Below are 24391 nucleotides of genomic sequence, written 5' to 3' on the forward strand. Positions count from 1 at the left end.
GTTATCATATAAAAAATCAGATAAAACACTCATATCAAGAGAGGTGGAGGGACTGGCCCTGTGAAACCCGGCAACCAGTACATTTTTATTTTGTATCAGGTGCTAAACCCTGCAGTAGCTCACTGCAAGATAGGAGTATGTTAAATAATTTCTCCCCTCCTTGAAACGGGAGATTTTTTATTATATAAAAGGTGGTGAAAAGATGGAAGAGGATTATCATTGTATGGACACAATTTTGGTACATGGTGATAAGGGTTATGATAGTCATACTGGTGCTATTAGCTACCCAATTTACCAAACAGCAACATTTAAACACCCTGGTCTGAATCAATCTACAGGATTTGATTATAGTAGGGTTAGCAATCCAACTAGAGATGAGCTTGAACACACCATAGCAAAACTGGAAAGAGGAAAGATGGCTTTTGCTTTTTCCAGTGGTATGGCCGGTATTACAGCAGTCTTCAACTTGTTTTCTGCTGGAGAACATATTATTGTGTCAGATGATCTTTATGGTGGTACTTATAGGTTATTTGAAGAGATATGTACTAAGCAAGGTATGGAGTTTAGTTATGTTGATACCAGTAAAGTTGAAAATGTACTGCAAGAACTTCGTTCTAATACTAGTTGTATCTTTATTGAGACCCCATCAAATCCTATGATGAAGGTTACAGATATAAAAAAGGTTGCTAAACTGGCTAGAGAATCAAATGCACTAATGGTTGTAGATAATACTTTCTTAACTCCTTATCTGCAACGTCCAATAGAATTGGGTGCTGATATTGTTGTACATAGTGGTACGAAATATCTGGCAGGTCATAATGATACTTTAGCGGGTTTTGTGATTGCTAATGATCAAAAAATAATAGATCAGCTAAGTTTGATTTATAAGACTACAGGAGCAGTCTTGTCCCCTTTTGATAGCTGGTTAGTATTGAGGGGATTAAAAACCCTGGGTATTAGACTTGAGAAACAAGAAAGAAATGCATTGAAAATTGCCCAGTGGTTGAAAGAACATAAGTATATAGAAAGAGTTTTATATGTTGGTTTAGCGGAGCATCAAGGATTTGATATTTCTCGGCAGCAGGCGACTGGCGCAGGTGCCATGATATCATTTGTAGTACAGGATAAAGAAATAGTAAAGAAGGTACTAGAAAATCTCCAGATAATATCATTTGCTGAGAGCCTGGGAGGAGTTGAGAGTCTTATTACTTACCCTATTGCTCAGACCCATTGTGATATACCTGATGAGATGAGAGAAAGACTAGGTGTTAATGATAGACTATTAAGGTTGTCAGTAGGTATTGAGGATGCTAATGATCTGATAAGAGATCTAGAACAGGCTTTAGTTTGGGGTATTGATTAAAATTAGGAGGTATCAAAATTGAAAATAGGAAGTAAATTAATACATAATAATGGAGCAGTGGATAAAATTACAGGTGCCTTAAGTATACCAATTTACCAGGCATCAACATTCCATCAAGATGATATAGATAATCCTGGGAAATTTGATTATTCCCGTTCGGGAAATCCAACCAGAAAAGCGCTGGAAGATACTATTGCTTTTATTGAAGGGGGTAAACAGGGTTTTGCGTTTTCTAGCGGTATGGCTGCCACTTCATCAGTTTTATCAATCTTTAAAACAGGTGACCATTTGCTGGTAAGTAAAGATGTTTATGGTGGTACTCATAGAATAGTTACTAAGTTTTTTAACAATTTTGGTCTGGAAGTGACTTTTGTAGATACAAGTGATTTAGCTAATATTGAACCGGCCATTAAAAAAAACACTAAAGCTATATTTTTAGAAACCCCATCAAATCCTTTGTTGAAAATTACTGATTTGAAAGGTGCAATTAAGATTGCCGGGAAACATAAGTTAATATCAATTGTAGATAATACTTTTATGTCTCCTTATCTCCAACGACCTTTAGAACTTGGTGCTGATATTGTTGTACATAGTGCCACTAAATTTATCGGTGGTCATAGTGATGTTATAGCAGGATTAGTGGTAGTAAATAGTCATGAACTGGCTAAAAGAATATATTTTGTGCAAAATAGCTTTGGTGCAATTGCAGGACCACAGGATTGTTGGTTATTGCTAAGGGGACTAAAGACATTGAAGGTGAGGATGGATTTTCAACAAAAAAATGCCCTACAATTGGCCAGATACCTAGCAGATCATTCAAAAGTTAAAAAGGTATTCTATCCTGGATTAGACAGTCATCAGGGGAAATCAATCCATTTATCACAAGCTGATGGAGGGGGTGCAGTACTTTCTTTTAAGCTAGAAGATGGTAGTCTGGCCAAAAGATTTATGGATAATGTTAAAATGGCTGTAGTCGCAGTTAGTCTGGGAGGTGTCGAGACTATTGTTTCTTATCCAGTTAAGATGTCTCATGCCAATGTACCTAAAAGAGAAAGAAAAGCTCAGGAAATAACAGCTAATTTGATCAGGGTTTCAGTTGGCTTAGAGGAGATTGAAGACTTATTAAGTGATTTTGCTAAGGCACTAAAGTAATTTTTTTATTTTATAACATAGTAAAACGATAGGAATACTTATATAATGGTGATAGAAAAATTATAGACTTCATGGGAAGTTTATTCTGAGTAAAAATAATAACAACCATTGTATTAAAAAAATAATCTAAAATAGGAGAGATGAACAGTGTTTAATAAAGATCAAGGAATTGTAACTATTGGGGTAGTATTTGTCTTGTTGTTAGGTGTTTTTGCTTTGAATTCATCAGTCTTAGCAGCATCAGATATTATAAAGATCGGTCTGTCTGCACCTATTACTGGTAATTATGCTGAGTTTGGAGAAAACTTTCGTTATGCATCTCTAATGGCAGTTGATAAGATTAATGAAAATGGTGGGATTAATGGAAAAAAAGTTGAGATTGTTGTTATGGATAGTAAAGGTGATCCACGGGAAGCAGCTATTATTGCTCAGAGGTTTGTGCAAAACAAAGAAATAGTTGCAGTTATTGGTGATTTTACCAGTACCAGTTCATTAGCGGCTGCCCCGATTTATGAGAGAAATGAGTTGGTTCAATTATCACCAACAGCATCCCATCCGGACTTTGCTTCTTCTGGTAGTTATATGTTCGGTATTGTCGGCACACAGGATGCTGAAGGTCCTTTTAATGTCAAGTATATTGCTCAGGAATATCTTGATTTAGATTCAGCTGCTATTATTTATATTAATAATGATTGGGGTGTAGTTACTAAGGATAGGTTTATTCAGGCTGCAGAGGAAAATGGATTGAAAATTACTAATTCACAGCCATTTTTTGAAGGAGAGAATGATTTTAATGCTATCTTAGCTAAACTGCGTATTGATAATCCTGATGGTATATTTATAGTTGCAATGTATAATGAGACTTCTTTGATTGCCCGTCAGATTGAAAAAATGGGGTGGGATATTAAGAAATTAGCACCGAGTTCTGTTTTTTCTGATGCTCTACTGAATCTGGGGGGAAAAGCTGTAGAAGGAATGGCAACTAATACCTTCTTTGCTTTAAATGACCCGGATCCAATAGTACAGGAGTTCCTTAGTGAGTTTAGAAAAAGAGCTGGCCGTGATCCGAACTTACATGCTGCCACTGCCTATGATGCTGCTATGATGTTAGCAGAGGTTATTGAAAAAGCTGGTGCAAATCGCAAAAATATTCGTGATGTATTGGCTGAGATAGATTATACTGGAGTTACTGGTAGAATTAAGTTTACTGATAAAGGAGATGTAGTACGGAAATATAAAATAATGGTTGTTAAAGATGGTAAATGGCATATAGAAAAAGACTATACAAGGTAATTATTACTGGAGATAAATACAAAATAATAAAATATATACAGTAAGTCAAATTGTTTTCAGCCAGAGCCTGGTCCTAAATAAACCTATAGGTATGAATTTATTTTATATTTACTTGACAAACTAAAATAAAAATGGTATATTGTGTACATATGATACCTCATAGGGGTACCAAGTATATAATGATTTGTGATAACATATACGGAGGTGTAAGATAATGGCAGGCAAAGGAATAGATTTAAACAAAGCAACATTAAGATTAGAGGGTATGAGTTGTGCCAGCTGTGCTCAGACCGTAGAAAAGGCTTTAAATAAGGCTAAAGGGGTTCATCAGGCACAGGTGAATTTTGCAGCTGAAAAAGCCTATGTAGAATATGAATCATCTATAATAGATGAGAGAAAATTAGCTGAAATAGTACGGGCAACAGGGTATGATGTAAAAGAAGAAAGAGAAAAAGTGATACTTAAGATTGGTGGTATGACCTGTGCCAGTTGTGCCGCGGCAGTCGAAAAAGCCTTAAATAAAACAGATGGGGTATATGAGGCCGGTGTGAATATTGCCTCAGAAAAAGGCACAGTAGAATATGACCCTTCTGTACTCTCGAGAGAGGATTTTAATGAGATTGTAACTGCAACTGGGTATGAGGTTGTGGGTTTTGAAGGTGATGAAACTACTAGTAGTGATGAAGAAAAGGATTTAAAGAAGGTTCAAGATGCCCAAAATAAAATGTGGGGCACCTGGGTTTTTACAATACCCATCATTCTCTGGATGATTCCTGAAATGGTCTGGGGTATAGCCTGGCCCAATATGGTAATATTTGATTTGGGTATGATAATATTAGCAATTCCACCTTTGTTTATATATGGGAGAAAAACTTTTATAACCGCTTATAGAGCAGTAAGTCACGGTAGTGCCAATATGGATGTACTAATAGCAATAGGAACTGGAGCAGCTTTTCTTACTGGTCCGGCAGTATTCTTTACACCAATTGCCAATTATGCAGGTGTTTCAGCGATGATTATGGCCTTTCATTTGACAGGTAGGTATATTGAAGAAACGGCTAAAGGACGTGCTTCCCAGGCAATTAAAAAGTTACTTGAACTGGGAGCTAAGACAGCTACTATTATTGTAGATGGTGAAGAAAAAGAAGTAGCAATAGAGGATGTCCAACCAGGTAATATTATGTTAATCAAGCCTGGCGAGAAAATTCCTACGGATGGTGAAATAGTAGAAGGTAAGACTACAGTCGATGAATCAATGGCTACTGGTGAATCAATGCCTATTGAAAGAACTATTGGTGATGAAGTAATTGGTGCAACAGTAAATCAAAACGGTATGATAAAAGTAAAAGCTACTAAAGTAGGTAAAGACACATTCTTATCACAGGTAGTTAAAATGGTAGAAGAAGCACAGGGAACCAAGGTTCCTATTCAGGAGTTTGCTGATAGAATCACGGGGATATTTGTGCCAACGGTTTTGATTATTGCCGCAGTAACATTTATACTATGGCTGTTATTCCCAGATATATTCCGCAGTGTTGGATTCTGGGCTCAAAGCTTTTTACCCTGGGTTAATCCAACATTAGGGGTATTTACTCTGGCTATCTTTGCAACTATTGCGGTATTGGTTATTGCCTGTCCCTGTGCTTTAGGACTGGCGACACCAACAGCCCTGATGGTAGGTAGTGGAATAGGTGCAGAAAATGGGGTCTTAATCCGCAAGGGTGAGGCAATTCAAATAATGAAAGATGTCCATACCATTGTTTTTGATAAAACAGGTACTATAACAAAAGGTAAACCTGAGGTTACTGATCTGGTAACTGCCAATGGAAGCAGCGAAGAAGAACTACTTCAACTGGCAGCCAGTGTTGAATCAGGCTCTGAACACCCCCTTGGTGTAGCAATAGTAAATGGTGCCAGAGACAGAGAGCTGGAGCTTAAAGCCATAGAAGACTTTGGAGCTGTGACGGGCAAAGGTGTTAAAGCCAAAATTGACGGTAAGGATATACTGGTAGGGAGCCGTAGGCTAATGGAAGAAACAGGGATAGATCCAGGTGAATTAGAAAATGATATGATACGCCTGGAGGAAGAAGCCAAGACTGCTATGTTAGTGGCCTCTGAAGATAAGCTGCTGGGTATAGTTGCGGTAGCTGATGCTTTGAAAGAAGATTCAGTAAATGCTATCCATGAATTAAAGAAATTAGGATTGGAGACCGCAATGATTACTGGTGATAATGAAAGAACAGCAAAGGCAATTGCCAAAGAAGTGGGCATTGATCATGTTGTAGCAGAGGTTCTTCCTGATGGTAAAGTAGATGAGGTAATGAAACTACAGGATGAGTTTGGTATAATTGCGATGGTTGGGGATGGTATCAATGATGCCCCAGCTTTAACCCAGGCCAATGTTGGTATAGCTATTGGTACTGGAACAGATATCGCCATTGAATCATCAGATATTACCTTGGTTCGCGGGGATTTATCGGCGGTTATTACAGCTGTAAAACTCTCCAGAGCGACTTTCAGGAAAATAAAACAAAATCTCTTTTGGGCCTTTATCTACAATACTATAGCTATTCCATTTGCTATATTAGGGTTACTACATCCAGTTATAGCAGAAATAGCAATGGCTACCAGTTCTATCAGTGTAATTACTAATGCCAATATGCTGCGCAGGGTTGATGTTAAACCTAGTTATGAACAAGACTGACCATATTGATAATTTTAAACTAAAGTAGGGTTAAAATGTGGGGGATAAGGAAATATACTTTCTTACCCCCTTTATATGAATCGATAAATACCCTACATGGGTAATGTAATAAAATAATTTTTGAGGAGGTTAAAATGGCTAAGAAGAGCTGGTGGCAGAGATTTCTAGATAAGTTAGCAGCCGCTAATGAAAAAGAATATGGTAATGATGTTCCGGATTGCTGTGCTGACGGTAGGACAAAAAAACAGGTAGAGCCAAATCATAAAAATAAAAGGGGGGCATGACTTCCTTTAATCTATAATTGTGCTTTACCAGTTATGGTTGATATCTAAGAAACAACTTTTTTGAAATCACTTGACAATATAAAAGAAAGATGCTATTTTATAAATAATATACCTTATTAGGGTATAGAGTATAAGAATTTTGAGGGAGGATTTATATGAATTCATTATGTGAACTAGATAAAAAAGATTTAGATATGAGACTAAAAAAAATAGAAGGTCAGGTACGGGGTATTCAAAGAATGATTGATGAGGATAAGTATTGTGTGGATATCTTAACCCAGATTAATGCTGTCAGAGGGGCCTTGAAAAAAGTTGGTCTTAAAATTCTTGATAAACACACACATGGATGTGTACAGCGAGCCATCAAAAATGAAGAAGGTGATGCAATTATTAATGAACTAATGGATGTATTAACCAAATTTACTAACTAATAATGTGAATTTTAATAATACAGGCCCTATCTTAAATGATGGGGTCTGTTTATGTTATGTAAAAAAGTAATATAAAGCAATTTTATTCAAGAAAAAAGCTATTATGTTATATATAATAATTATAATCATATCTTTAAAATTAAATATGACTATATTACAAATATTTATTAGTATAAAGAAGGGAGATAATTTATATGGTTTCAATGTTTTTATATGTATTAGGGGTTATGTATTCACCCGGGCCTGTTAATTTATTGGGAATTAATATTGGTTTGAACGATAGAATAAATAAATCTATAGGATTTTTTATGGGTGTTGGATTATCAATGTTTATTTACTGTTTTTTATTTGGTATAGGTGGAGAAAAGGTCATAAAAGAGGATTATTTGATATATTTTAGTATTGCTGGTTCTATTTATATTTTGTATTTAGCCTTTAAGCTGTGGATTCACAATAATAAAGTTGAGGGTGATTCTAAAGAGGCAATTTTGGGTTTTGAAAACGGGTTTGTAATACAGTTATTCAATCCAAAGGCTATATTAGCAACTTTACCAATTGCTACAGTTTATTTTCCCAGTAATAATATTAAGGGCTTTAATATTTTCATTATCTCATTTATAATTGGAGTACTTGCTTTTTTTGCTCCTTTTACCTATTCTTTAATTGGAAAATTTTTAAGCAGCTTTATTAAAAAGAGGGTATTTTTTTCTGTTTTCAACAAAGTTATGTCCGTAATTTTGTTATTAGTGGCTGTATCTATATTATGGGAATATGTATTTTAAGTCCTATAATTTTGTTTAGAATAATATTTTGTTATAATGTTATCAGGGAAGTTTACAATGAACAAAGGAGCCAGTGAAAAAATGTTTAACTTTTTGGAAATAAAGGCGCTAACAGGGGTTTCTTTACTGGAAGCCCAAATGTATGATTTTACTTATAAAAAACATAGCCATAAGGAATATGCCATTGCCATAACCAGAAGGGGGATTCAAAGTTTTCATTGTGAAGGTCATTTATATAAAGTCTCTAAGAACGGTATAATTACTATAAATCCTGGAGAAGTTCATGACGGCTATTCAGAATTAAAATCCGGTTTAGAGTATCAGATAGTTTATATTGATGCTGAGATAATTAATAAAACTGTGCGGGAAATGTATGGTAATAGTTTTAGTTATTTTCATTTTAATGAGACAGTTCATTATGACAACCAGCTTTCATATAAATTAGTAGATTTATTCAGGGCAATAAATGAGGGAAATAATAATTTCCTGGAAGTCCACACAAAGTTTTACGATGCGATTGCAGGCTTATTATTGAGGTATGGAGAATTGTCTAAAAATCCGGTCAGCATTAAAAAAGATAATTTTTTAATAAAAAGAGCCTGTGAATACATTGATAGTAATGCCCACAGAAATATATTACTGGATGATATAGCGGAAGAAATAAATTTATCTCCTTATTATTTTTCCAGATTGTTTAGAAAAACAACCGGATTAACGCCCCATAATTATTTAAATCAGCGTAGGGTTGAAATAGCTAAAAAGATAATAAATAAGGACATATCTTTATCTAAAGTAGCAGTAATGGCTGGTTTTTCAGACCAGAGCCATATGAACCGTCGTTTTAAGGAGAGATACGGGATTACTCCTGGCCAGTATAAGAAGGCTATTAGTGATTAAAAATGAGCTATACAGTTACTTGAATCATTACTCTTTATTAAATTAATGTATTCAGGTCTTCCTATTCAGCGTATTGCTAAAAAAGATGCTGTATATTTATAATTGTGCTCGAATCAGCCTGCTTCTTCGCCGGGCCCCACATGGTTTGTTAAGGGTTAATCAGATAAAATAGTAAATTCAGATGCAAGCGGCCAAAGTCCCAAATTTAATTGGGCTAAAGGCCGTTTGTTTTTTTTGTGTTTTTTTAAAATAATTTAAGCAAGTGAAAAGGGACAAGAACAATATAAATGCAATATAAAAAATAAACTATCATAATGATGTGTAATTTAAACATATAAATACTAATATAATATGTAATCATGTGTATTTATATGTTTTTTACAAAAAAGTATTGACATTATGAAATTTTATTATATAATATAGTTATATACTTCCAGCAAACACAAATTGATTACAAAATATAATATTTAACTAAAATTATAGTAGATACTTATCTCTTGGTGTTTGCTGGAAAATTAAAATTTCACGAAAATGGAGGGTGAAAGTTTATGTTGAGTATGAAAAAGTATTTAGCTGTGTTGTTAGTAGGGGTTATGATTTTTGGTTTAGCCCAAGTTAGTTTTGCAAGTGAAAAAGTAACATTAGAGTTTCAGCAGTGGTGGGAAGGCGAACTTCCACAAGAGGTACTTCGCGATATTTGCGACGAGTTTACAGCACAGACAGGTATTCAAATTAAATTATTGAGTAATCCATATGCAGATACCAAGGTTCAAATTGCAGCAGGGGCGGCTACAGCAACCATGGCCGATGTAGTTGGTCTTGATGGTGCCTGGGTATATGACTTTGCAAAACAGGGATCAATCTCAAATTTAAGTGAGTTAATGGCAGCTGATGGATATGATGATAGCCAGTTATCTAGCCAGATCAAAGTAGATGGCAGTACTTATATGATTCCAGTTGTGAACTTTGCATACCCTATGTATGTAAACATGGATCTCCTGAAATCTGCAGGTATTACAAAATTACCTAAAAACTGGACTGAATTTAAAAAAGCCGCTGAAACTGTTACAAATGCAGATAAAAATGTATATGGCTGGATTATTCCATTATCAACTTCTGCTCCCAATGGAATTCAAAACGAATTCATGAGTTGGTTATGGGCTTCTGGAGGAAGCATGCTAGAAAATGGCAAACCAAATTTAACTGGCAATGAAAAATTAATAAAGACAGTTAATTTTGTGAAATATCTCTTTGATAATAATCTTGTTACACCTGGTGCTTATGCTATGAGAGAGGCCGATATGGTAGAGGAGTTTGCCAATGGACGGGTAGCATTTATGATTGACTCTCTAGCCCATCTTACAACAATTAAAAAAAGCGCTCCTGATATGGATGTTGCTTTCATGAGTATTCCCAAAATGAATGATTACAGTGGCAAGAGTGGTATGTGTGTTGCAAATTGGGGAATTGGTATTTCTTCCAACTCTGAATATAAAACAGAAGCCATGCGTTTTATAGAATACTTAATGAGTCCAGAGGTTAATGCTAAGCTTGCAGTTTATGCAAATGCCTTCCCGGGCAACTCTACTGCCGACCCAGATTATTCATCAGCAGACCCGTTGTTTGTAAATGCCTACAAAATATTCCAAAAATCATATGCAATTAATGAATTTACCGGGCTTCCAACATCTGAAGCCTTGATGAGAGAATTTGATGAGCAGTTACAATTATATTATGACGGGGATATAGATTCTACAGAGACTATGCTTTCCGAAGTACAGAAAGAATGGGAGAAGGCTTTTAAATAATACTTAAATTGATAAATTAGGGTGAATTGATCCATGGATACATAGATTAAATGGGTTATACGAGGAAACATTCGTATAACCCTAAGATTTGTAAGAAGAAAGGAGAGTTTAATTTAATGAAAATAAATATTAAGCTCCTTACTAATAAAGGTAAAGGCTTGCGTAATCTTACCAAACAAAGTACAGCTTATATATACCTTTCGCCAACATTAATTTTGATGATACTCTTACTGGTTTTGCCAATTACCATGGTTATAGGATATTCCTTTTTTGATAATGTAATTATCAATAAGAATCCTATTTTTATTGGTTTGGAAAATTATATTAAGGTTTTGACTGATAAAGACTTTATGGTAGCAATCAAGAATACTACTTTTTTTGTCTGCATAAGTGTTATAGCACATTTAGTTCTTGGAATGTTCTTTGCCACTCTTTTGAATACTAGCTATCTGGGCAAAAAAATAAAGGCTTTTTTTCGAGTTATATATGTTTTACCATGGATGTTTACAGCGGCAGTTATTGCGATACTATGGAAAATGATGCTTAATCCCAATGGTGTTATCAACTATTTACTGCAGGTTTTTAATTTTACTAGCACAAATATTGCCTGGTTGAGTTCAAGGAGTGTTGCTTTAATTGCAGTAACTATTATTAATATTTGGGCTGGATATCCTTTTTATATGATTAGTATTTTAGCCGGGCTCCAAGGAATACCCAAGGACTTATATGAGGCATCTTCAATAGATGGAGCCAATGCCATAAAACAATTTCTCTTTATTACCATTCCACAGTTGAAACCAATTTTAATTAGTTTGATAACCTTGGATTTTGTTTGGACTATTCAACAATTCGCCTTGATCTGGATGACTACAGGTGGAGGGCCGATTAATGCAACTGAGACTTTGAGTACCTATATTTACAAACAAGGGTTCAGTAGTTTTCAGTATTCACAGGCTTCAGCCAGTGCAGTTATTGTTTTATTGGTTTGTACTATTATAGCAGTTTTCTATGCCAAACAGCAGAAAGCGAGGTCCTAAGATGAATAGAAAGAAAACAAGGTGTATTAAAGTAGCAATTATCATTATACTTACAATAGGTGCTTTCTTCCCGGCATTCCCCATTTTATGGATGGTTCTAAGTTCTTTTAAACCAAATGTAGAAATATTCGCCTGGCCTCCTACCTGGATTCCCAGGGATTTCAGTTTGGGAACCTATATCTCAATATTCCATAACTCAGAACAGCTTCGTTTTTTTATAAACAGTTATCTTATTAGTATTGTTGTAGTAATTTTCACATTGTGTTTTAGTATTCTGGCTTCTTATGCTTTAAGTAGATTTGATTTTCCTGGAAAAGGCCTGATTAATACATTAATAATCAGTGTGCAGGCTGTTCCGCCAATTACATTGTTAATTCCTTATCTAAGTTTAGTGGTTATGATGAACTTATATAACACATATGGTGCATTAATTTTTACTTATATGTTATTCACACTTCCGTATGCAATATTGATGATGACAGGATATATGAATACCTTGCCGGAAGACCTGGATGAAGCAGTTATGATTGACGGTGGTTCGCGCTTCAGGGCACTCTGGACAGTACTGGTACCAACGGCGCTTCCAGGGTTAGTATCAGTTGGAATGTATACCTTTATGCGGGCCTGGAATGAATACCTATTTGCCTTGGCTTTAACTAAGACCAATAACATGCGTACAGTACCAGTTGGCATCAACTTGTTGATGGGACAGCATGCTTATAAATGGAATGAAATGATGGCCATGAGTGTGATTGGTTCGCTGCCTGTAATAATTTTGTTTCTCTTATTTCAGAAGTATTTTATAGCTGGTATGACAGCAGGTTCTGTCAAGAGTTAGATAAAATTCTGACTTTCTCTTTTTAGTTTCAATACCAAAATGTTTTTATGGGAAAGTTAGCTTAAATATTTGATATGAATCCAGCAATGCAATGATTCATATGTTTTAAAATAACTATATTCAATTATATTTAGGGGGTAATTTATATGTTAATGAACATGAAAGATTTATTAACCGTAGCCGACAAAAACAATTTTGCAGTACCAGCCTTTAACATTAGTGATTATTCAATGTTAAAGGGAATTTTTGAAGCATCAGAGGAGAAAGAGTCTCCACTTATTATTGCAATTCATCCTGATGAGTTAAGTCATATTGGTGTAGAAATGCTTAAGTCCATAATTGAAAAAGCAAATAAGACAATCTTACCTATATGTATCCATTTAGACCACGGCTCATCTTTTGCTCAGGTTATGCTGGCAATTCAAAGTGGTTTCACATCTGTTATGATTGATGGTTCCAGTCTTGCTTTTGAAGATAATATTGCTATCTGCCAAAAAGTAGTTGAGGCAGCACATTCAGTAGATGTTTCTGTGGAAGGTGAATTAGGGACTATTGGTTCTACAGACGCAGAAGCAGAGGCAGGAGCTAACACTATAATTTATACCGATCCAGAAGATGCAGTTGAATTTGTTCAGGCTACAGGTGTTGATACCTTAGCAATTGCCATTGGAACTTCACATGGAATTTATCCAGCAGGGATGACACCAGAACTACAGCTAGATTTATTAAAAGAGATTAAGAGTAAGGTGACTATTCCACTGGTACTTCACGGAGGCTCCAGTAATCCGGATAAGGAGATCGGTGAGGCTGTAACACTTGGTGTAAATAAAATTAATATTTCCAGTGATATTAAAGTAGCTTATTTTGATAAAATGCGTGAAATTCTTAAAGATACAAGCCTCAGAGAACCAAATACTATCCAACCGCCATGTATAAAAGCTATGAAAGAGATTGCTTACCATAAAATTGAACTCTTCCAGTCAGTAGGCAAAGCAAGTCTTTATACAGTATAGCAACTGCATTTTTATAAAATATGATCATCTTAGCTGTTTTTTGATTTATTTTTAGTAGGTGCTAATTGAACTTGACAACCGTGGGAATGTAAATGACTTAGAAAAAGGGCATCAGCATTATCGTTTGTGATGATGCCCTCAAAATTAGCAGCATCAGTAACTTTTATAACACCTTTGCTAGGTAGTTTAGAGTAATCAGTTAGCAGGTAGGTTTCTTGACAGGTTTCAACTATATATTTTTTAATCTCAACATCATCCATTCTAGTTTCGGTTACGGTAAAATCTTCGTCAATCCCATGACAGGAAAGAAAGGCTTTATTAGGTTTAAAGTTACGCAGATTGTTGATTGTCAGGTAACGATTGGTGGAATAGGTTCCATAGTCCAGAGCTCCACCTAAACTAATAACATGCCAGTTTTGATTATGAAGAATAGCAAATTCAGTAAGGAGTCTAATGGAATTTGTAATGAAAGTAATATGGTATTGCTTTGGAATATATTGAATAATGTGCATTACAGTTGAACTGTTGTCAAGGAAAATTGTATCATATTCTTTGATAGCCCTGGCAGCATGACTGCATAAGGCCTGTTTTTCAACTAAATGAGATTTTTCCCGTGCTTGCAAGGGAATAAATCCTGAACTTTTATTTTCAGGGGTAGTAGCGCCTCCATATGTTTTGACTAAAAGCCCCTTTTTAGACAGGGCATTCAAATCCCGTCGTACGGTTTCCCGTGATGTATTTAAAATTTCCATTAGTTCAGTAGACTTAACATGACCGTTCTTGGCCAGTATTTCTAAGATTTTATTACGTCTTTCTTTAATATGAGGCATAAGTTGTACACTCCTCTGCAAAAATCCTTCATGAATTAATAAATTCATAGTTGAAAACAGATATATAATATTGTATCATTAATAATTTGGCTATGCAAGATAAATGGAGTAGTAACTATGAAGAGGAGTCAATTTAGTCTGTGTAAGAAAATAGAACTTACGATCTGAGGTGAAATGGTATGGGAATAAGTGAAAAATATTTGCTAGCATATGAAAAACTGGACCAGATCACTCAAAAACATCTGGCCCAGAAGTGTTTCCCGGCTATGGGCTATACAAGCAATCTGGATTTGCTGTGTGATTTTAAGATAGAGACATTGAATAAACTTTTAAAAAAATATCTTCCAGAAGCAAAACTATCAGATATTAAATCAGCAGAGAAAGTGGTCTCAATAGAGACTTTATTAAAAACAATCGTTTTCTTTTGTCTAAATGGAATTGGTGGTGAAGTAGATGTAGAAAACATAAAAGTATTGGAAGAGAGCTTTAAATGGAAGTATGGAATGGGAGGAACAGCCGTTCAGGCGGCAATGGCCTTAGCAGCTATTGGTTGCCCCTCAATTGTTCATTTAACTGACGATTCCAGAGAAGTCTGCGATATTTTGGATTCCCCTTATATTTATACAGTATCAAAAAATGGAGAATTAATTCATACCAATGAAGTAGTTTCCAGTGCTGAACAGGAAATTCATTTTATTATTCAATTTAAGAAGGGAGATATGATAAAATTAGGAAAAGAGGAGATCCAAATTCCCCTTTCCAACCGTTTAATTCTTACAAAAATTACCGTGAATGAATTTGTTCCCTTTTCTGATTCATATTTTAAATATATCGAAAAAAATGCTTCTAGAATTAGCAGTAATGTCTTATCCAGTTTTAATGCACTTTCAGATAAAGGATTGTTAATGAAACGGTTAAATTATGTTAAACAGCATCTAAGAAAATACAAAAATAATAACCCGTCGGGGATGGTATTCTTTGAAGACGCCCATTATCATAATTCAGAAATAAGAAAATTGTGTTTAGAAACTATTTATTCCCAGGTTGATATTGTAAGTTTAAATGAAGAAGAACTGAAATATACCCTTGAAATGTATAATTTTCCTATCAATATAGAAAGTATTATTTCCAGTGTGGAAGGGGCCAGATTTATTAAAGAAAAATTTAGGGTTCAAAAAGGTATTATTGTCCACACGAAGGACTACTCGATGTATGTTGGCAACAAACTGGAGGTTGATATAGAAAGTGGACTTATTTATGGTAATTTACTGGCAACCGCCAAAGCAGAGAATGGGTGGTATGGTAATAAAAGTCAGTTAAAAGAATTATTGAAACTTCCACTCAGTTCTAAAGGGGTAGAGGCTAAAAATATAATTTCTACTAGCGAATATGCCGGTGAAGTTGTTATTATACCAACGAAGTATATTGATAAACCAAAGTATACTATTGGTCTGGGTGACTCCTTTGTGGGGGGAGTTCAGCTCTGTTTTTAGATTTAATTTTTTACTTTATTTTTTAATTATAGGACTTATTATATTAACAAATGGTATAATTAAGAAAAATATTCATGTAAAGGAGTGAGATAATATGGAAATAAAACAAGAGAAGTCTGTTATTGAGATAATTAAAGAAAAGTATGATGAAATCTTTCCTGCTGAAAAGAAAGTAGCTGAGTTTATATTAGAGAATCCTGAAAGATCGGTAAATGCCAATGTATCGGAATTGGCCAATTTTAGTGGTGTAAGTGATGCGACAGTTATTAGAATGTGTAAGCATATTGGTTATGAAGGATATTATCAATTAAGAATTAGTTTATCAAGAGATCTGGGGCGCAAGCAGGAGGCTGTTGCAGAAGAGAGCAATACAGAAACAGTCAGCGGTATTTTCCAAAATTTTGCTGCAAAATTGATAGAAATAGGAGAAAACATTGGGGAAGAGAAATTGCAAGAATGTGTAGAGCTGATTACATCATGTCATTATGTACATATTGTTGCAGTTGGTAACACAAGTCCTCTGGCCCAGTATATGGGATTTCGTTTAGGACGTCTGGGTATACGCTGTACTTATAATCTGCTTCCAGAATATTTTTTGAACCATATCAATTTGGCTGGGAAAAATGATATTGTTCTGGCAATTTCCCAGTCAGGTACTTCAAAACATGTGGTGCAGGCCATGGAACTGGCCAAGAAAAAAGGGCTTAAAATAATAGCAGTTACTGGATATGAATTTTCACCGGTATCTAGACTGGCAGACTGTTTATTACTGTCTAGTGCTGAAGAACAGCCTTTTGATTACTATAAAACATATTCTCATCTAAATGAAACAGCGGTTATTGATGCGATTTTACATTTGGTTACAAATGAAGATAAAATCGTAGCAACTGATGCCAATAAACCAGAAATTATTCTTTCGGAATCTAAATTATAAAATAGGTCTCGACCTTAATGAATGATAGATAAACATTATATCAAGAAAATCTGATGGAAACTTAAATACATGGGGGGTTTAATGATATGTTAACTGAAAAGAAAGTTAGAGAATTGCAGCAAAAAGCAATTGAGTATTATAAATCTGCTAAGATCATTATCTCAGAGGATGAGAAAAAGAAGATTGAGATTGCAGATTTTGGTTTAGGTGATATCGAAAAAACTGGATTACAGCTAATTACTTATATAAATACAGAGCGTTATTGTGCTAAAGAAATGGTCTTATTCCCGAATCAAACCTGTCCAGAACATAGACATCCAACACGAGAAAACGGTGAGCCGGGAAAACAGGAAACATTTCGGTGTCGTTATGGTAAGGTTTATTTATATGTTGAAGGGGAGGAAACTAAAAATAGGAAGGTTAAGCCACCAGAGGGTGATGAAGAATATTATACTGTTTTGAAGGAAATAGCTTTAAAACCAGGTGAACAGTATACTATAGCCCCAGATACATTACACTGGTTTAAAGCTGGAAAAAATGCTGCTGTAGTATCTGAATTTTCTTCTAATAGTGATGATGCATCTGATATTTTTACAGATCCAAGGATCAAGAGAGTTCCTGAATGTGAATAAAGCAACAGATATACAAAAAGAAAAGATAAATTACAGGAAGAGAAAATTGTGGTCATTAACAGCAAAAGGTGAAAAATCTAAAATAATCATAGGGGAAAAGCAATATCAATGTGACAGGGACAGGATTTGCTTTTCCTTGATTTTTTGTCACAAGGAAAAAAATAAAATCAGTAGACATGACTCTCAATGAATTTAATCAATACTTTATTAAATTCATCTTTCTGATCATAGAATGAACCATGTCCACTGTATTCAAATGGTACAAGTTTAGAATTTCTAATCATTTTCTGCTGTATCTCACCTAATTGGAAAGGAACAACCTGGTCATGAATACCGTGAATAATTAATGTTGGAATATTTATTTTTTCCAGATCAGCAAACAGTACTTCTTTTATCCAGGTATCTGCAACAGCTGCCGTTGCCCAACCTGCTGCCTGTAATCCTAACTGGAAAAACCAGTCTAAAAAGGCTGTTGAGGTATGTTGAAAGAAAAACATATTAGCAAAATTCCTCAGCATTTCTGGTCGGTCTGTATAGGTGTCCTGTATAATTTGCAGAACAGTTTCTTCTGGTAAACCATAAGGAAAGTTAGGGCGCCTGATAAGACTGGGTGCTGCTGCAGCAAAAAGTGCTAGTTTGGATACACCATAGCCTTTATGCCGCCCCATATATCTAACAGCTATTGCCCCTCCAGTGGAATGACCTGCTAAAGTAAAATTATATAATCCTAGTTCATCTACTACACACCTGACATCATCAGCCAGAGTGTCATAATCATAACCCCAAAAAGGCTTATCCGAATCGCCAAACCCTCTTGTATCTATTCCTATACATCTATATCCCATCTTTGGAAGCTGGTCATATTGATATTCGAATAGTCTGTGACTTCCGGGCCAACCGTGTAAAAATAAGATTATCTTATTAGCTCTGGGATTAATATCCTGTACATATATTTTTACCTTTGATTTTGTTGTAACATAATATCCCATTGTATTTCCTCCTGTAAAATTTATTATTAATAGATTATTCAATTGAATATCAATTAGTGTCTTATGTATTTTAAAATTTACAGACAACGCTAAGTCTTTTTGCGAGGAGGATGAATAATATTCTCCTCTTTCTTTTTAGTGTAGAATTTAACCATTAGGAGTTTTGTCTAACGTCAAAGTGTGTGAAAACCAAATGAAAAAATGGTATAATTAATATAATAATAAATTTTCTAGTGATTAAAATCAAATATGAACAAAATCCCACCTAGAAAAGAGTGATAATACATGGTATTTAGTAATTTACAAATGTATCAAAGAAGCAATAATTTTATCTGGACTGATGAATATATATCTAAGAATATGTTAACTGCTCATCTTGATTTAAATAGTAATGGAGCTAGTAGAAATATTAATACTATAAAGAAGACAATCAAATGGATAGAATCTAAACTAGCAAAAGAAGCCAAGATATTAGATTTAGGCTGTGGACCAGGCTTATATGCTTCATTATTATCAAAAAAAGGATATTTAGTTACCGGAATTGATATATCACAACGCTCAATATCTTATGCAAAAAAGAAAGCCATAGAAGAAAATTTACAAATAAATTATTTTTGTAAGGATTATATTAATGATGATATAGGTACTGGATATGATGCTGTGATCTGTATTTATTGTGATTTTGGTGCTTTAATTCCTGATGAACAGAAAGTTTTATTGAAAAAAATTTATAATAGCTTGAAAGATGGTGGGGTTTTTATATTTGATGTATTTCAACAAGGATTATGTGAAAACAAACAGGAGAAGAGAGATTGGCATTATTCGGATGGAGGAAATTTCTGGTCTAATAATCCACATTTATTACTAGAAGAGGTAAAGCATTTTAGTGAACTAAGGGTTTGGGGAACAAGGACAATAATAATCGAAGAGAATAAAAAGCCTAGAGAATATATTACTTGGGATCATTATTATTCTAAAAGTAAAATACAAGAGTTATTGAATAAAAATAAATTTAAAATTATATCTGTCAGTACTGATTTGATTGCTAAAAATGAGTTTGCTAGTAATGATGTTATTTTTGTTGAAGCTAAAAAACATCGTGAGTGTAAGGATATTTGATTTCCCTAAAGCCTAAATGCTTTATAGATATATAGATAATACATTTATTTTTCTGTGTTATTGATTATAATAAAAGAACATTCCTTTCTATATGATTTTGTTATACCGGTAAGTCAGAAAAGGAATGTTCTTTTTATACTTATATTTAATACTAAAAAAATCAACATAATAAATGGTTATTAATAAAAAAATCGCTTAGATATGGTTTGCTACTTCAAAAGCATCCCAGATGCCATACATAATATTGGACACCTTTTTAGCATCACCTAATAAATATAATTCTGGAAGTTCATACTTTAATTCATTGTACAGGGAATTTTCTTCTTGATAGCCGATAGCAAGGATTACGCTGTCACAATCAATGGTTTTTTCTTCCTGACCAGCTGTTATAGTAAGCTGATTGTTTTCATAACTTTTAGCCTGAGCATTAGTAATCACTTCAATCTTATGATAGGAGATTAACTCCTCTAGCATTTCACTATTGGCGTGACACAATGGACCATTTAAGGCCAGCAGTTTATCCAGTGCTTCTACAATTGTAACTTTTTTACCATTTTGGGCCAGCCAGAGTGCAGTTTCACACCCGACAAGACCACCGCCTACTATTACTGTTGTTTCTCCACAGTCTTTTTCTTTTGTCAAAACATCAGCAGCAGTTAGTACTTTTTCGTCATTTCCTAAAGAAAATACCTTTGGTTTTGAACCGGTAGCAACAATAACTGTATCATAATTTCCCTGTAAGATTAATTCTTTGTCAGCTGTTGTATTATACCGGACAGGAACATTTAATTTTTCCAGTTGTCTGGTATACCAGTCTGCTAATAGTAAATCGTCTTCTTTAAAATCTGGAACACCGCCGGGGATCAGATTACCTCCAAGATGATCTGATTTTTCTATAAGTTCTGGTTTATGACCTCTTAAGGCCAGAACCCTGGCAGCCTCACATCCGGCAACACCACCGCCTACAATCAAGACATTTTTTGCCTTTGTAAGCGGGTTATAAGCAGTTACCCGTTCCCGGCAGGCCTGAGGGTTTACTGCACAATTTAACATAGAATATTCCTGAATACGTCCCATACAACCTTCCTGGCAGGAAATACAGGGGCGGATATCATCCACTAAGCCAGCACGGAGTTTATTAACATAATCAGGGTCAGCAAGTAAAGGACGGCCCAAGCTTATAATATCACAGGTACCATCTGCAATTGCTTCAGATGCCATAGAAGGATTGTCCATACGTCCAGCGCAGAGGATCGGTACATCTACAGATTCTTTCATTATTTTGGCATAAGGCCGGTATAGTCCCTTATCTTGATACATTGGCGGGTGACTCCACCACCAGGAATCGTAAGAACCTACATCAACATCAAGGGCATCGTACCCATAAGAAACTAACAGCTTTGCAGCTTCAATCCCTTCTGGTATATCCCTTCCTTTTTCTTCAAATTCTTCACCAGGAAGAGCACCTTCTCGTAAATCTTTAATAAAACTTTTTGGACTATAACGTAGAGTAACAGGAAAATTCTTACCGCACTTTTCTTTAATTTCTTCTACAATTTCACGGGCAAAACGGAGTCTGTTTTCCAGACAACCACCATATTCATCTGTGCGGTGGTTGAACAATGAAATTGCAAATTGGTCGATTAGATAACCTTCATGTACAGCATGAATCTGGACACCGTCAAAGCCAGCCCTTTTAGCGTTATAGGCACCTTCTCCAAATTTTTTTACGATGGATTGAATTTCTTCAATAGTAAGTTCACGACAGGTTTTATCAAGCCATCTGTGTTGAATAGGAGATGGAGCTACTGGTGGGTATTCTCCCAGATTAGTTGGGATTGTTACCCGGCCAAAACCGCCAGACATCTGTAAAAATACTTTTGCATTATAAGCATGGATTCGCTCAGTCATTTCCCTTGATGTTCTTATAAAATGAACCGGGTTATGAGTTGAGCAAGGACAGTTGGGCATACCGTGTTTTTCAACAACATTATCGACAAAAGTAACACCTGTAATAATCAGCCCGGTTCCACCTTTTGCACGTTCTGTGTAATAGTCAATTCCCCGCTGATTAAAACCGCCTTCTGCATCTGCTAAACCCAAAGGTCCCATTGGAGCAAGGGTGAAGCGATTCTTAATTTCTACATCTGCGATTTTGATTGGACTAAATAAATTTTCGTAAGAAAGCATTTTTTGATTTCTCCTTTCTCTTTTGTGATTTTTTTATTGAACTTAATATATTTCAGTCTATCATCTAAATTAAAACATGTCAATATTTACATATTAAAAAACTTTTTAACGATAAGAAAATAAATGTTTTACAGTGAAAGATGGCCATGAACAATTACTGTTGGGTACCATTGATAGTTTATAATTCTACTAATTAATTCTTTAACCTTATGATAATGGGAGAACAACTATCAGCAACCATAAGGGAATTTGTTATTTTTTTATTTAGTGATATAATAACATATGGAAGAAAGTATTATTTGGTAGGGGGTTTTGATGAGAACACTAAAATATGCAATACTGGGTTTGGTCAATAGCTGTCCAAGCACAGGGTATGATATTGCTAAGGAATTTAAGAAGGAATTGGGGAATTTTTGGCGGGCAAGACATAGTCAAATATATCCTGAGTTAAAAAAATTAGTAGATGAAGGACTGCTGGAATATAAAGTTGTAATCTCAGGAGAAGTATTGGAGAAAAAACTGTATTTTATTAAGGAAAAAGGGAAAAAAGATTTCTTTAACTGGTTAAACAAGGACGAACCGATGGTGCCAACTTCTAAAGATAAATTTCGCTTACGAATGTATTTTTCACATAATATAGAGAAAGAACGTTTAATTAATCTATTGGAGAGTCAGTTAGAACAACGGTTGACAAAACTTAATTTTTTAAAGGACAGGATGAGCAAATATAAGGAAATACCAAAACTTGAGGAAGAAAAATATGGGGACTATATGGTTTTGGAAGGTGCTATTATGAGAGAAGATGCCTATGTTAGGTGGTTAAAGAAATCTATAAAACGCTGTCAGGAAGAGAAATAAATGGAAGGTATAAAGATACCTGGGCATAAGAAAAGTAGTGTTTTATTGAGTGGTTAAGTAGGACAAATAAACTAAAAAGCTAATATAATTTTACCTATTGTAAATTAAAAGTAGTTAGATTTTAAAGGGCTAACTGCTTTTTTATATTTATTATTCAAAACATTTTTCTTTTTAAAAATTAAAAAGCATTGACTTTATTTATTAAACATGTTATATTTTTATGTAAACATTTACATGTATAAAATTACATAATATATTATGAATAAAACAGGTTAATCGATTAGCATACTTAGCTATTTCCGGACAGTTACTAAATTTATTTATGAAAAGTTTTGTTAAACATATCACAAAGGGGTGGTTAATCTGATAAAATTTCATTTGCTTATCAAGGTAAAAAACTAATTAAAGATAATGGGGGAATAGTAATGGTAGATAAAAATGTTAACCGTAATCTAATTCTAATCGCTTCAACTATGGTTAATCTTTGTGTAGGTGCAGTTTATGCTTTTAGTGTATTTGCTGGACCTCTTGGACAACATTTTGATTGGACTAAGGTACAGGTTATGATGGCCTTTACAATTAATGCAGCGATATCTCCAATTCCAATGATTTTAGGTGGGAAGCTGCTGGATAAAGGTTTAGTCAAAATTTCAATATTGCTTGGGGGAGCAATGTTTGGTCTGGGCTTTATTTTAACAGGTTTTGCAAAATTACCAATACACTTATACTTATCATATGGAATACTTGCTGGACTTGGACAGGGTATAACATATTCAGGAACCCTCGGTAATATTGTGAAATGGTTCCCTGATAAAAAAGGATTTGCTGCTGGGATAGCAACTGCTGGTTTTGGTGGAGCTACAATTATAGCAGCGCCAGTTGCCAATTATTTAATTGAGACTGGTGGTGTTATATCTAGCTTCAAAATAATGGGACTTGTATATTTATTAGTTATTTTGGGCTTTGGGTTATTAATAAAGGCTGCCCCAATGGGATATAAACCTGAAGGCTGGAATCCATCAACTGAAAATGTTTCGGGTAAAGCAAACGGTGTTAGTATTAATTGGACAGGTATGCTAAGAACTCCAAAATTCTATGTTATTGCTGCAATGTTTATGTTAGGGGCTTTATCAGGAATGATGATTGCAGCCAATGCCTCACCTATTGGACAAAAAATGTTTGGATTAAGTGCGTCAGTGGCAGCTCTTTATGTAAGTTTATATTCATTTAGTAATTGTATCGGTCGTGTTTTTTGGGGAACTGTATCTGATAAATTTGGTCGGTATAAGGCCTTAATGTGCATATATACTGTTATAGCAGTAATGTTATTACTTATGGCTAATTCAAATTCAGGAATGGGTTATGCATTTTCAATAATCGGAATTGGGTTATGTTTCGGAGGAACATTGGGTGTATTTCCTTCAATAGTAGCTGAGAAGTTTGGTATGAAGTACTATGGTGTTAACTATGGAATAACATTTATCGGTTATTCACTAGCTGCGTTTTTTGGTCCAAGAATAGCTGCTCAAGTTGCCGGGGCAAACAATGGTAGTTTTACAAAGGCATTTTATATTGCATTAGTACTAAGTTTGATAGGAATAGCATTAACCCAATTATTTAAGTTAATGGATATAAAAGAAAAAACAAATAATAATATGTCAGTATAATAAACAAAGCTGATAAGTAAGTAGTGATATGTTAAGAGAAAGAAGGGTGAATCTCTATACATGGGATTATCTAACTA

The 24391-nt window shown here is 34.6% G+C and carries 21 protein-coding genes and 1 riboswitch; of the genes, 18 read left to right on the forward strand and 3 right to left on the reverse strand.

Annotation, left to right across the window (positions count from 1 at the left end; genetic code table 11):
* Positions 1 to 28: 28 nt before the first annotated feature.
* Positions 29 to 136, forward strand: a riboswitch (SAM riboswitch).
* Between the two features lie 66 nt (positions 137 to 202).
* The 12 genes from D7D81_RS07775 (at position 203) to D7D81_RS07825 (ending at position 13602) form a co-directional block, all read left to right on the forward strand.
* Entirely contained in the window at positions 203 to 1363 is a 1161-nt protein-coding gene (locus D7D81_RS07775; RefSeq protein ID WP_125988857.1) for a trans-sulfuration enzyme family protein, read from the forward strand.
* A gap of 18 nt (positions 1364 to 1381) precedes the next feature.
* Positions 1382 to 2515: a trans-sulfuration enzyme family protein gene (locus tag D7D81_RS07780; RefSeq protein ID WP_125988859.1), complete on the forward strand. Its 1134-nt coding sequence runs from the start codon at positions 1382 to 1384 to the stop codon at positions 2513 to 2515.
* Positions 2516 to 2662: 147 nt separating this feature from the next.
* Complete coding sequence (locus D7D81_RS07785) at positions 2663 to 3808, forward strand: ABC transporter substrate-binding protein (protein ID WP_125988861.1); 1146 nt, start codon at positions 2663 to 2665, stop codon at positions 3806 to 3808.
* A 214-nt stretch (positions 3809 to 4022) separates the two neighbouring features.
* The gene (locus tag D7D81_RS07790) at positions 4023 to 6512 is read left to right on the forward strand and encodes a heavy metal translocating P-type ATPase (RefSeq protein WP_125988863.1); all 2490 of its coding nucleotides are present in this window, start codon (positions 4023 to 4025) and stop codon (positions 6510 to 6512) included.
* A gap of 134 nt (positions 6513 to 6646) precedes the next feature.
* On the forward strand, positions 6647 to 6796 hold the full coding sequence (locus D7D81_RS19455) for an LDCC motif putative metal-binding protein (protein WP_164522156.1): 150 nt from the start codon (positions 6647 to 6649) through the stop codon (positions 6794 to 6796).
* 155 nt (positions 6797 to 6951) lie between these two features.
* Positions 6952 to 7227 carry a metal-sensitive transcriptional regulator gene (locus D7D81_RS07795; RefSeq protein ID WP_125988865.1) on the forward strand — a complete coding sequence of 92 codons (276 nt, stop codon included), beginning with the start codon at positions 6952 to 6954 and terminating at the stop codon, positions 7225 to 7227.
* A gap of 194 nt (positions 7228 to 7421) precedes the next feature.
* On the forward strand, positions 7422 to 8009 hold the full coding sequence (locus D7D81_RS07800; RefSeq protein ID WP_125988867.1) for a LysE family translocator: 588 nt from the start codon (positions 7422 to 7424) through the stop codon (positions 8007 to 8009).
* Between the two features lie 57 nt (positions 8010 to 8066).
* A complete protein-coding gene (locus D7D81_RS07805) occupies positions 8067 to 8906 on the forward strand; it encodes a helix-turn-helix domain-containing protein (RefSeq protein ID WP_164522157.1) in 840 nt (279 codons plus the stop codon).
* A gap of 548 nt (positions 8907 to 9454) precedes the next feature.
* Positions 9455 to 10714 (forward strand): ABC transporter substrate-binding protein, encoded by a 1260-nt coding sequence (locus D7D81_RS07810; protein ID WP_125988871.1) that lies wholly within the window; start codon positions 9455 to 9457, stop codon positions 10712 to 10714.
* 116 nt (positions 10715 to 10830) lie between these two features.
* Positions 10831 to 11751 (forward strand): carbohydrate ABC transporter permease, encoded by a 921-nt coding sequence (locus D7D81_RS07815; RefSeq protein WP_125988873.1) that lies wholly within the window; start codon positions 10831 to 10833, stop codon positions 11749 to 11751.
* 1 nt (position 11752) lies between these two features.
* Positions 11753 to 12589: a carbohydrate ABC transporter permease gene (locus tag D7D81_RS07820; protein WP_125988875.1), complete on the forward strand. Its 837-nt coding sequence runs from the start codon at positions 11753 to 11755 to the stop codon at positions 12587 to 12589.
* Between the two features lie 146 nt (positions 12590 to 12735).
* On the forward strand, positions 12736 to 13602 hold the full coding sequence (locus D7D81_RS07825; RefSeq protein ID WP_125988877.1) for a ketose-bisphosphate aldolase: 867 nt from the start codon (positions 12736 to 12738) through the stop codon (positions 13600 to 13602).
* Positions 13603 to 13631: 29 nt separating this feature from the next.
* Here the strand turns inward: D7D81_RS07825 and D7D81_RS07830 are convergent, their stop codons facing one another.
* The gene (locus D7D81_RS07830) at positions 13632 to 14432 is read right to left on the reverse strand and encodes a DeoR/GlpR family DNA-binding transcription regulator (protein WP_125988879.1); all 801 of its coding nucleotides are present in this window, start codon (positions 14430 to 14432) and stop codon (positions 13632 to 13634) included.
* Between the two features lie 179 nt (positions 14433 to 14611).
* On the opposite strand from D7D81_RS07830, the gene D7D81_RS07835 reads away from it, so the two are divergent.
* The 3 genes from D7D81_RS07835 (at position 14612) to D7D81_RS07845 (ending at position 17491) form a co-directional block, all read left to right on the forward strand.
* On the forward strand, positions 14612 to 15925 hold the full coding sequence (locus D7D81_RS07835) for an ADP-dependent glucokinase/phosphofructokinase (RefSeq protein ID WP_125988881.1): 1314 nt from the start codon (positions 14612 to 14614) through the stop codon (positions 15923 to 15925).
* Positions 15926 to 16019: 94 nt separating this feature from the next.
* Entirely contained in the window at positions 16020 to 16859 is an 840-nt protein-coding gene (locus D7D81_RS07840) for a MurR/RpiR family transcriptional regulator (protein WP_125988883.1), read from the forward strand.
* Positions 16860 to 16945: 86 nt separating this feature from the next.
* Entirely contained in the window at positions 16946 to 17491 is a 546-nt protein-coding gene (locus D7D81_RS07845; RefSeq protein WP_125988885.1) for a D-lyxose/D-mannose family sugar isomerase, read from the forward strand.
* A 167-nt stretch (positions 17492 to 17658) separates the two neighbouring features.
* Here D7D81_RS07845 and D7D81_RS07850 read toward each other — a convergent pair whose 3' ends face one another.
* Positions 17659 to 18480 carry an alpha/beta fold hydrolase gene (locus D7D81_RS07850; RefSeq protein ID WP_125988887.1) on the reverse strand — a complete coding sequence of 274 codons (822 nt, stop codon included), beginning with the start codon at positions 18478 to 18480 and terminating at the stop codon, positions 17659 to 17661.
* A gap of 285 nt (positions 18481 to 18765) precedes the next feature.
* Between D7D81_RS07850 and D7D81_RS07855 the strand changes: the two genes are divergently transcribed.
* Positions 18766 to 19599, forward strand: coding sequence for a class I SAM-dependent methyltransferase (locus tag D7D81_RS07855; RefSeq protein ID WP_125988889.1), 834 nt, complete (start codon positions 18766 to 18768; stop codon positions 19597 to 19599).
* Between the two features lie 195 nt (positions 19600 to 19794).
* Here D7D81_RS07855 and D7D81_RS07860 read toward each other — a convergent pair whose 3' ends face one another.
* Positions 19795 to 21789, reverse strand: coding sequence for an oxidoreductase (locus D7D81_RS07860; protein ID WP_125988891.1), 1995 nt, complete (start codon positions 21787 to 21789; stop codon positions 19795 to 19797).
* A 315-nt stretch (positions 21790 to 22104) separates the two neighbouring features.
* Here D7D81_RS07860 and D7D81_RS07865 point away from each other — a divergent pair, with 315 nt between their 5' ends.
* Positions 22105 to 22647: a PadR family transcriptional regulator gene (locus D7D81_RS07865; RefSeq protein ID WP_125988893.1), complete on the forward strand. Its 543-nt coding sequence runs from the start codon at positions 22105 to 22107 to the stop codon at positions 22645 to 22647.
* A 425-nt stretch (positions 22648 to 23072) separates the two neighbouring features.
* Positions 23073 to 24314 (forward strand): L-lactate MFS transporter, encoded by a 1242-nt coding sequence (locus D7D81_RS07870; RefSeq protein ID WP_125988895.1) that lies wholly within the window; start codon positions 23073 to 23075, stop codon positions 24312 to 24314.
* Positions 24315 to 24391: the final 77 nt, after the last annotated feature.

The sequence above is a fragment of the Halocella sp. SP3-1 genome (assembly GCF_003953885.1).
In the GTDB taxonomy this organism is placed as follows: domain Bacteria; phylum Bacillota; class Halanaerobiia; order Halanaerobiales; family DTU029; genus Iocasia; species Iocasia fonsfrigidae.

Excerpts from the sequence above, each read along its gene's own strand:
- D7D81_RS07775 (WP_125988857.1), top strand. The coding sequence starts at position 203 with ATGGAAGAGGATTATCATTGTATGGACACAATTTTGGTACATGGTGAT.
- D7D81_RS07790 (WP_125988863.1), top strand. The coding sequence starts at position 4,023 with ATGGCAGGCAAAGGAATAGATTTAAACAAAGCAACATTAAGATTAGAG.
- D7D81_RS19455 (WP_164522156.1), top strand. The coding sequence starts at position 6,647 with ATGGCTAAGAAGAGCTGGTGGCAGAGATTTCTAGATAAGTTAGCAGCC.
- D7D81_RS07795 (WP_125988865.1), top strand. The coding sequence starts at position 6,952 with ATGAATTCATTATGTGAACTAGATAAAAAAGATTTAGATATGAGACTA.
- D7D81_RS07800 (WP_125988867.1), top strand. The coding sequence starts at position 7,422 with ATGGTTTCAATGTTTTTATATGTATTAGGGGTTATGTATTCACCCGGG.
- D7D81_RS07805 (WP_164522157.1), top strand. The coding sequence starts at position 8,067 with ATGAACAAAGGAGCCAGTGAAAAAATGTTTAACTTTTTGGAAATAAAG.
- D7D81_RS07810 (WP_125988871.1), top strand. The coding sequence starts at position 9,455 with ATGTTGAGTATGAAAAAGTATTTAGCTGTGTTGTTAGTAGGGGTTATG.
- D7D81_RS07815 (WP_125988873.1), top strand. The coding sequence starts at position 10,831 with ATGAAAATAAATATTAAGCTCCTTACTAATAAAGGTAAAGGCTTGCGT.
- D7D81_RS07820 (WP_125988875.1), top strand. The coding sequence starts at position 11,753 with ATGAATAGAAAGAAAACAAGGTGTATTAAAGTAGCAATTATCATTATA.
- D7D81_RS07825 (WP_125988877.1), top strand. The coding sequence starts at position 12,736 with ATGTTAATGAACATGAAAGATTTATTAACCGTAGCCGACAAAAACAAT.
- D7D81_RS07830 (WP_125988879.1), bottom strand. The coding sequence starts at position 14,432 with ATGCCTCATATTAAAGAAAGACGTAATAAAATCTTAGAAATACTGGCC.
- D7D81_RS07835 (WP_125988881.1), top strand. The coding sequence starts at position 14,612 with ATGGGAATAAGTGAAAAATATTTGCTAGCATATGAAAAACTGGACCAG.
- D7D81_RS07840 (WP_125988883.1), top strand. The coding sequence starts at position 16,020 with ATGGAAATAAAACAAGAGAAGTCTGTTATTGAGATAATTAAAGAAAAG.
- D7D81_RS07845 (WP_125988885.1), top strand. The coding sequence starts at position 16,946 with ATGTTAACTGAAAAGAAAGTTAGAGAATTGCAGCAAAAAGCAATTGAG.
- D7D81_RS07850 (WP_125988887.1), bottom strand. The coding sequence starts at position 18,480 with ATGGGATATTATGTTACAACAAAATCAAAGGTAAAAATATATGTACAG.
- D7D81_RS07855 (WP_125988889.1), top strand. The coding sequence starts at position 18,766 with ATGGTATTTAGTAATTTACAAATGTATCAAAGAAGCAATAATTTTATC.
- D7D81_RS07860 (WP_125988891.1), bottom strand. The coding sequence starts at position 21,789 with ATGCTTTCTTACGAAAATTTATTTAGTCCAATCAAAATCGCAGATGTA.
- D7D81_RS07865 (WP_125988893.1), top strand. The coding sequence starts at position 22,105 with ATGAGAACACTAAAATATGCAATACTGGGTTTGGTCAATAGCTGTCCA.
- D7D81_RS07870 (WP_125988895.1), top strand. The coding sequence starts at position 23,073 with ATGGTAGATAAAAATGTTAACCGTAATCTAATTCTAATCGCTTCAACT.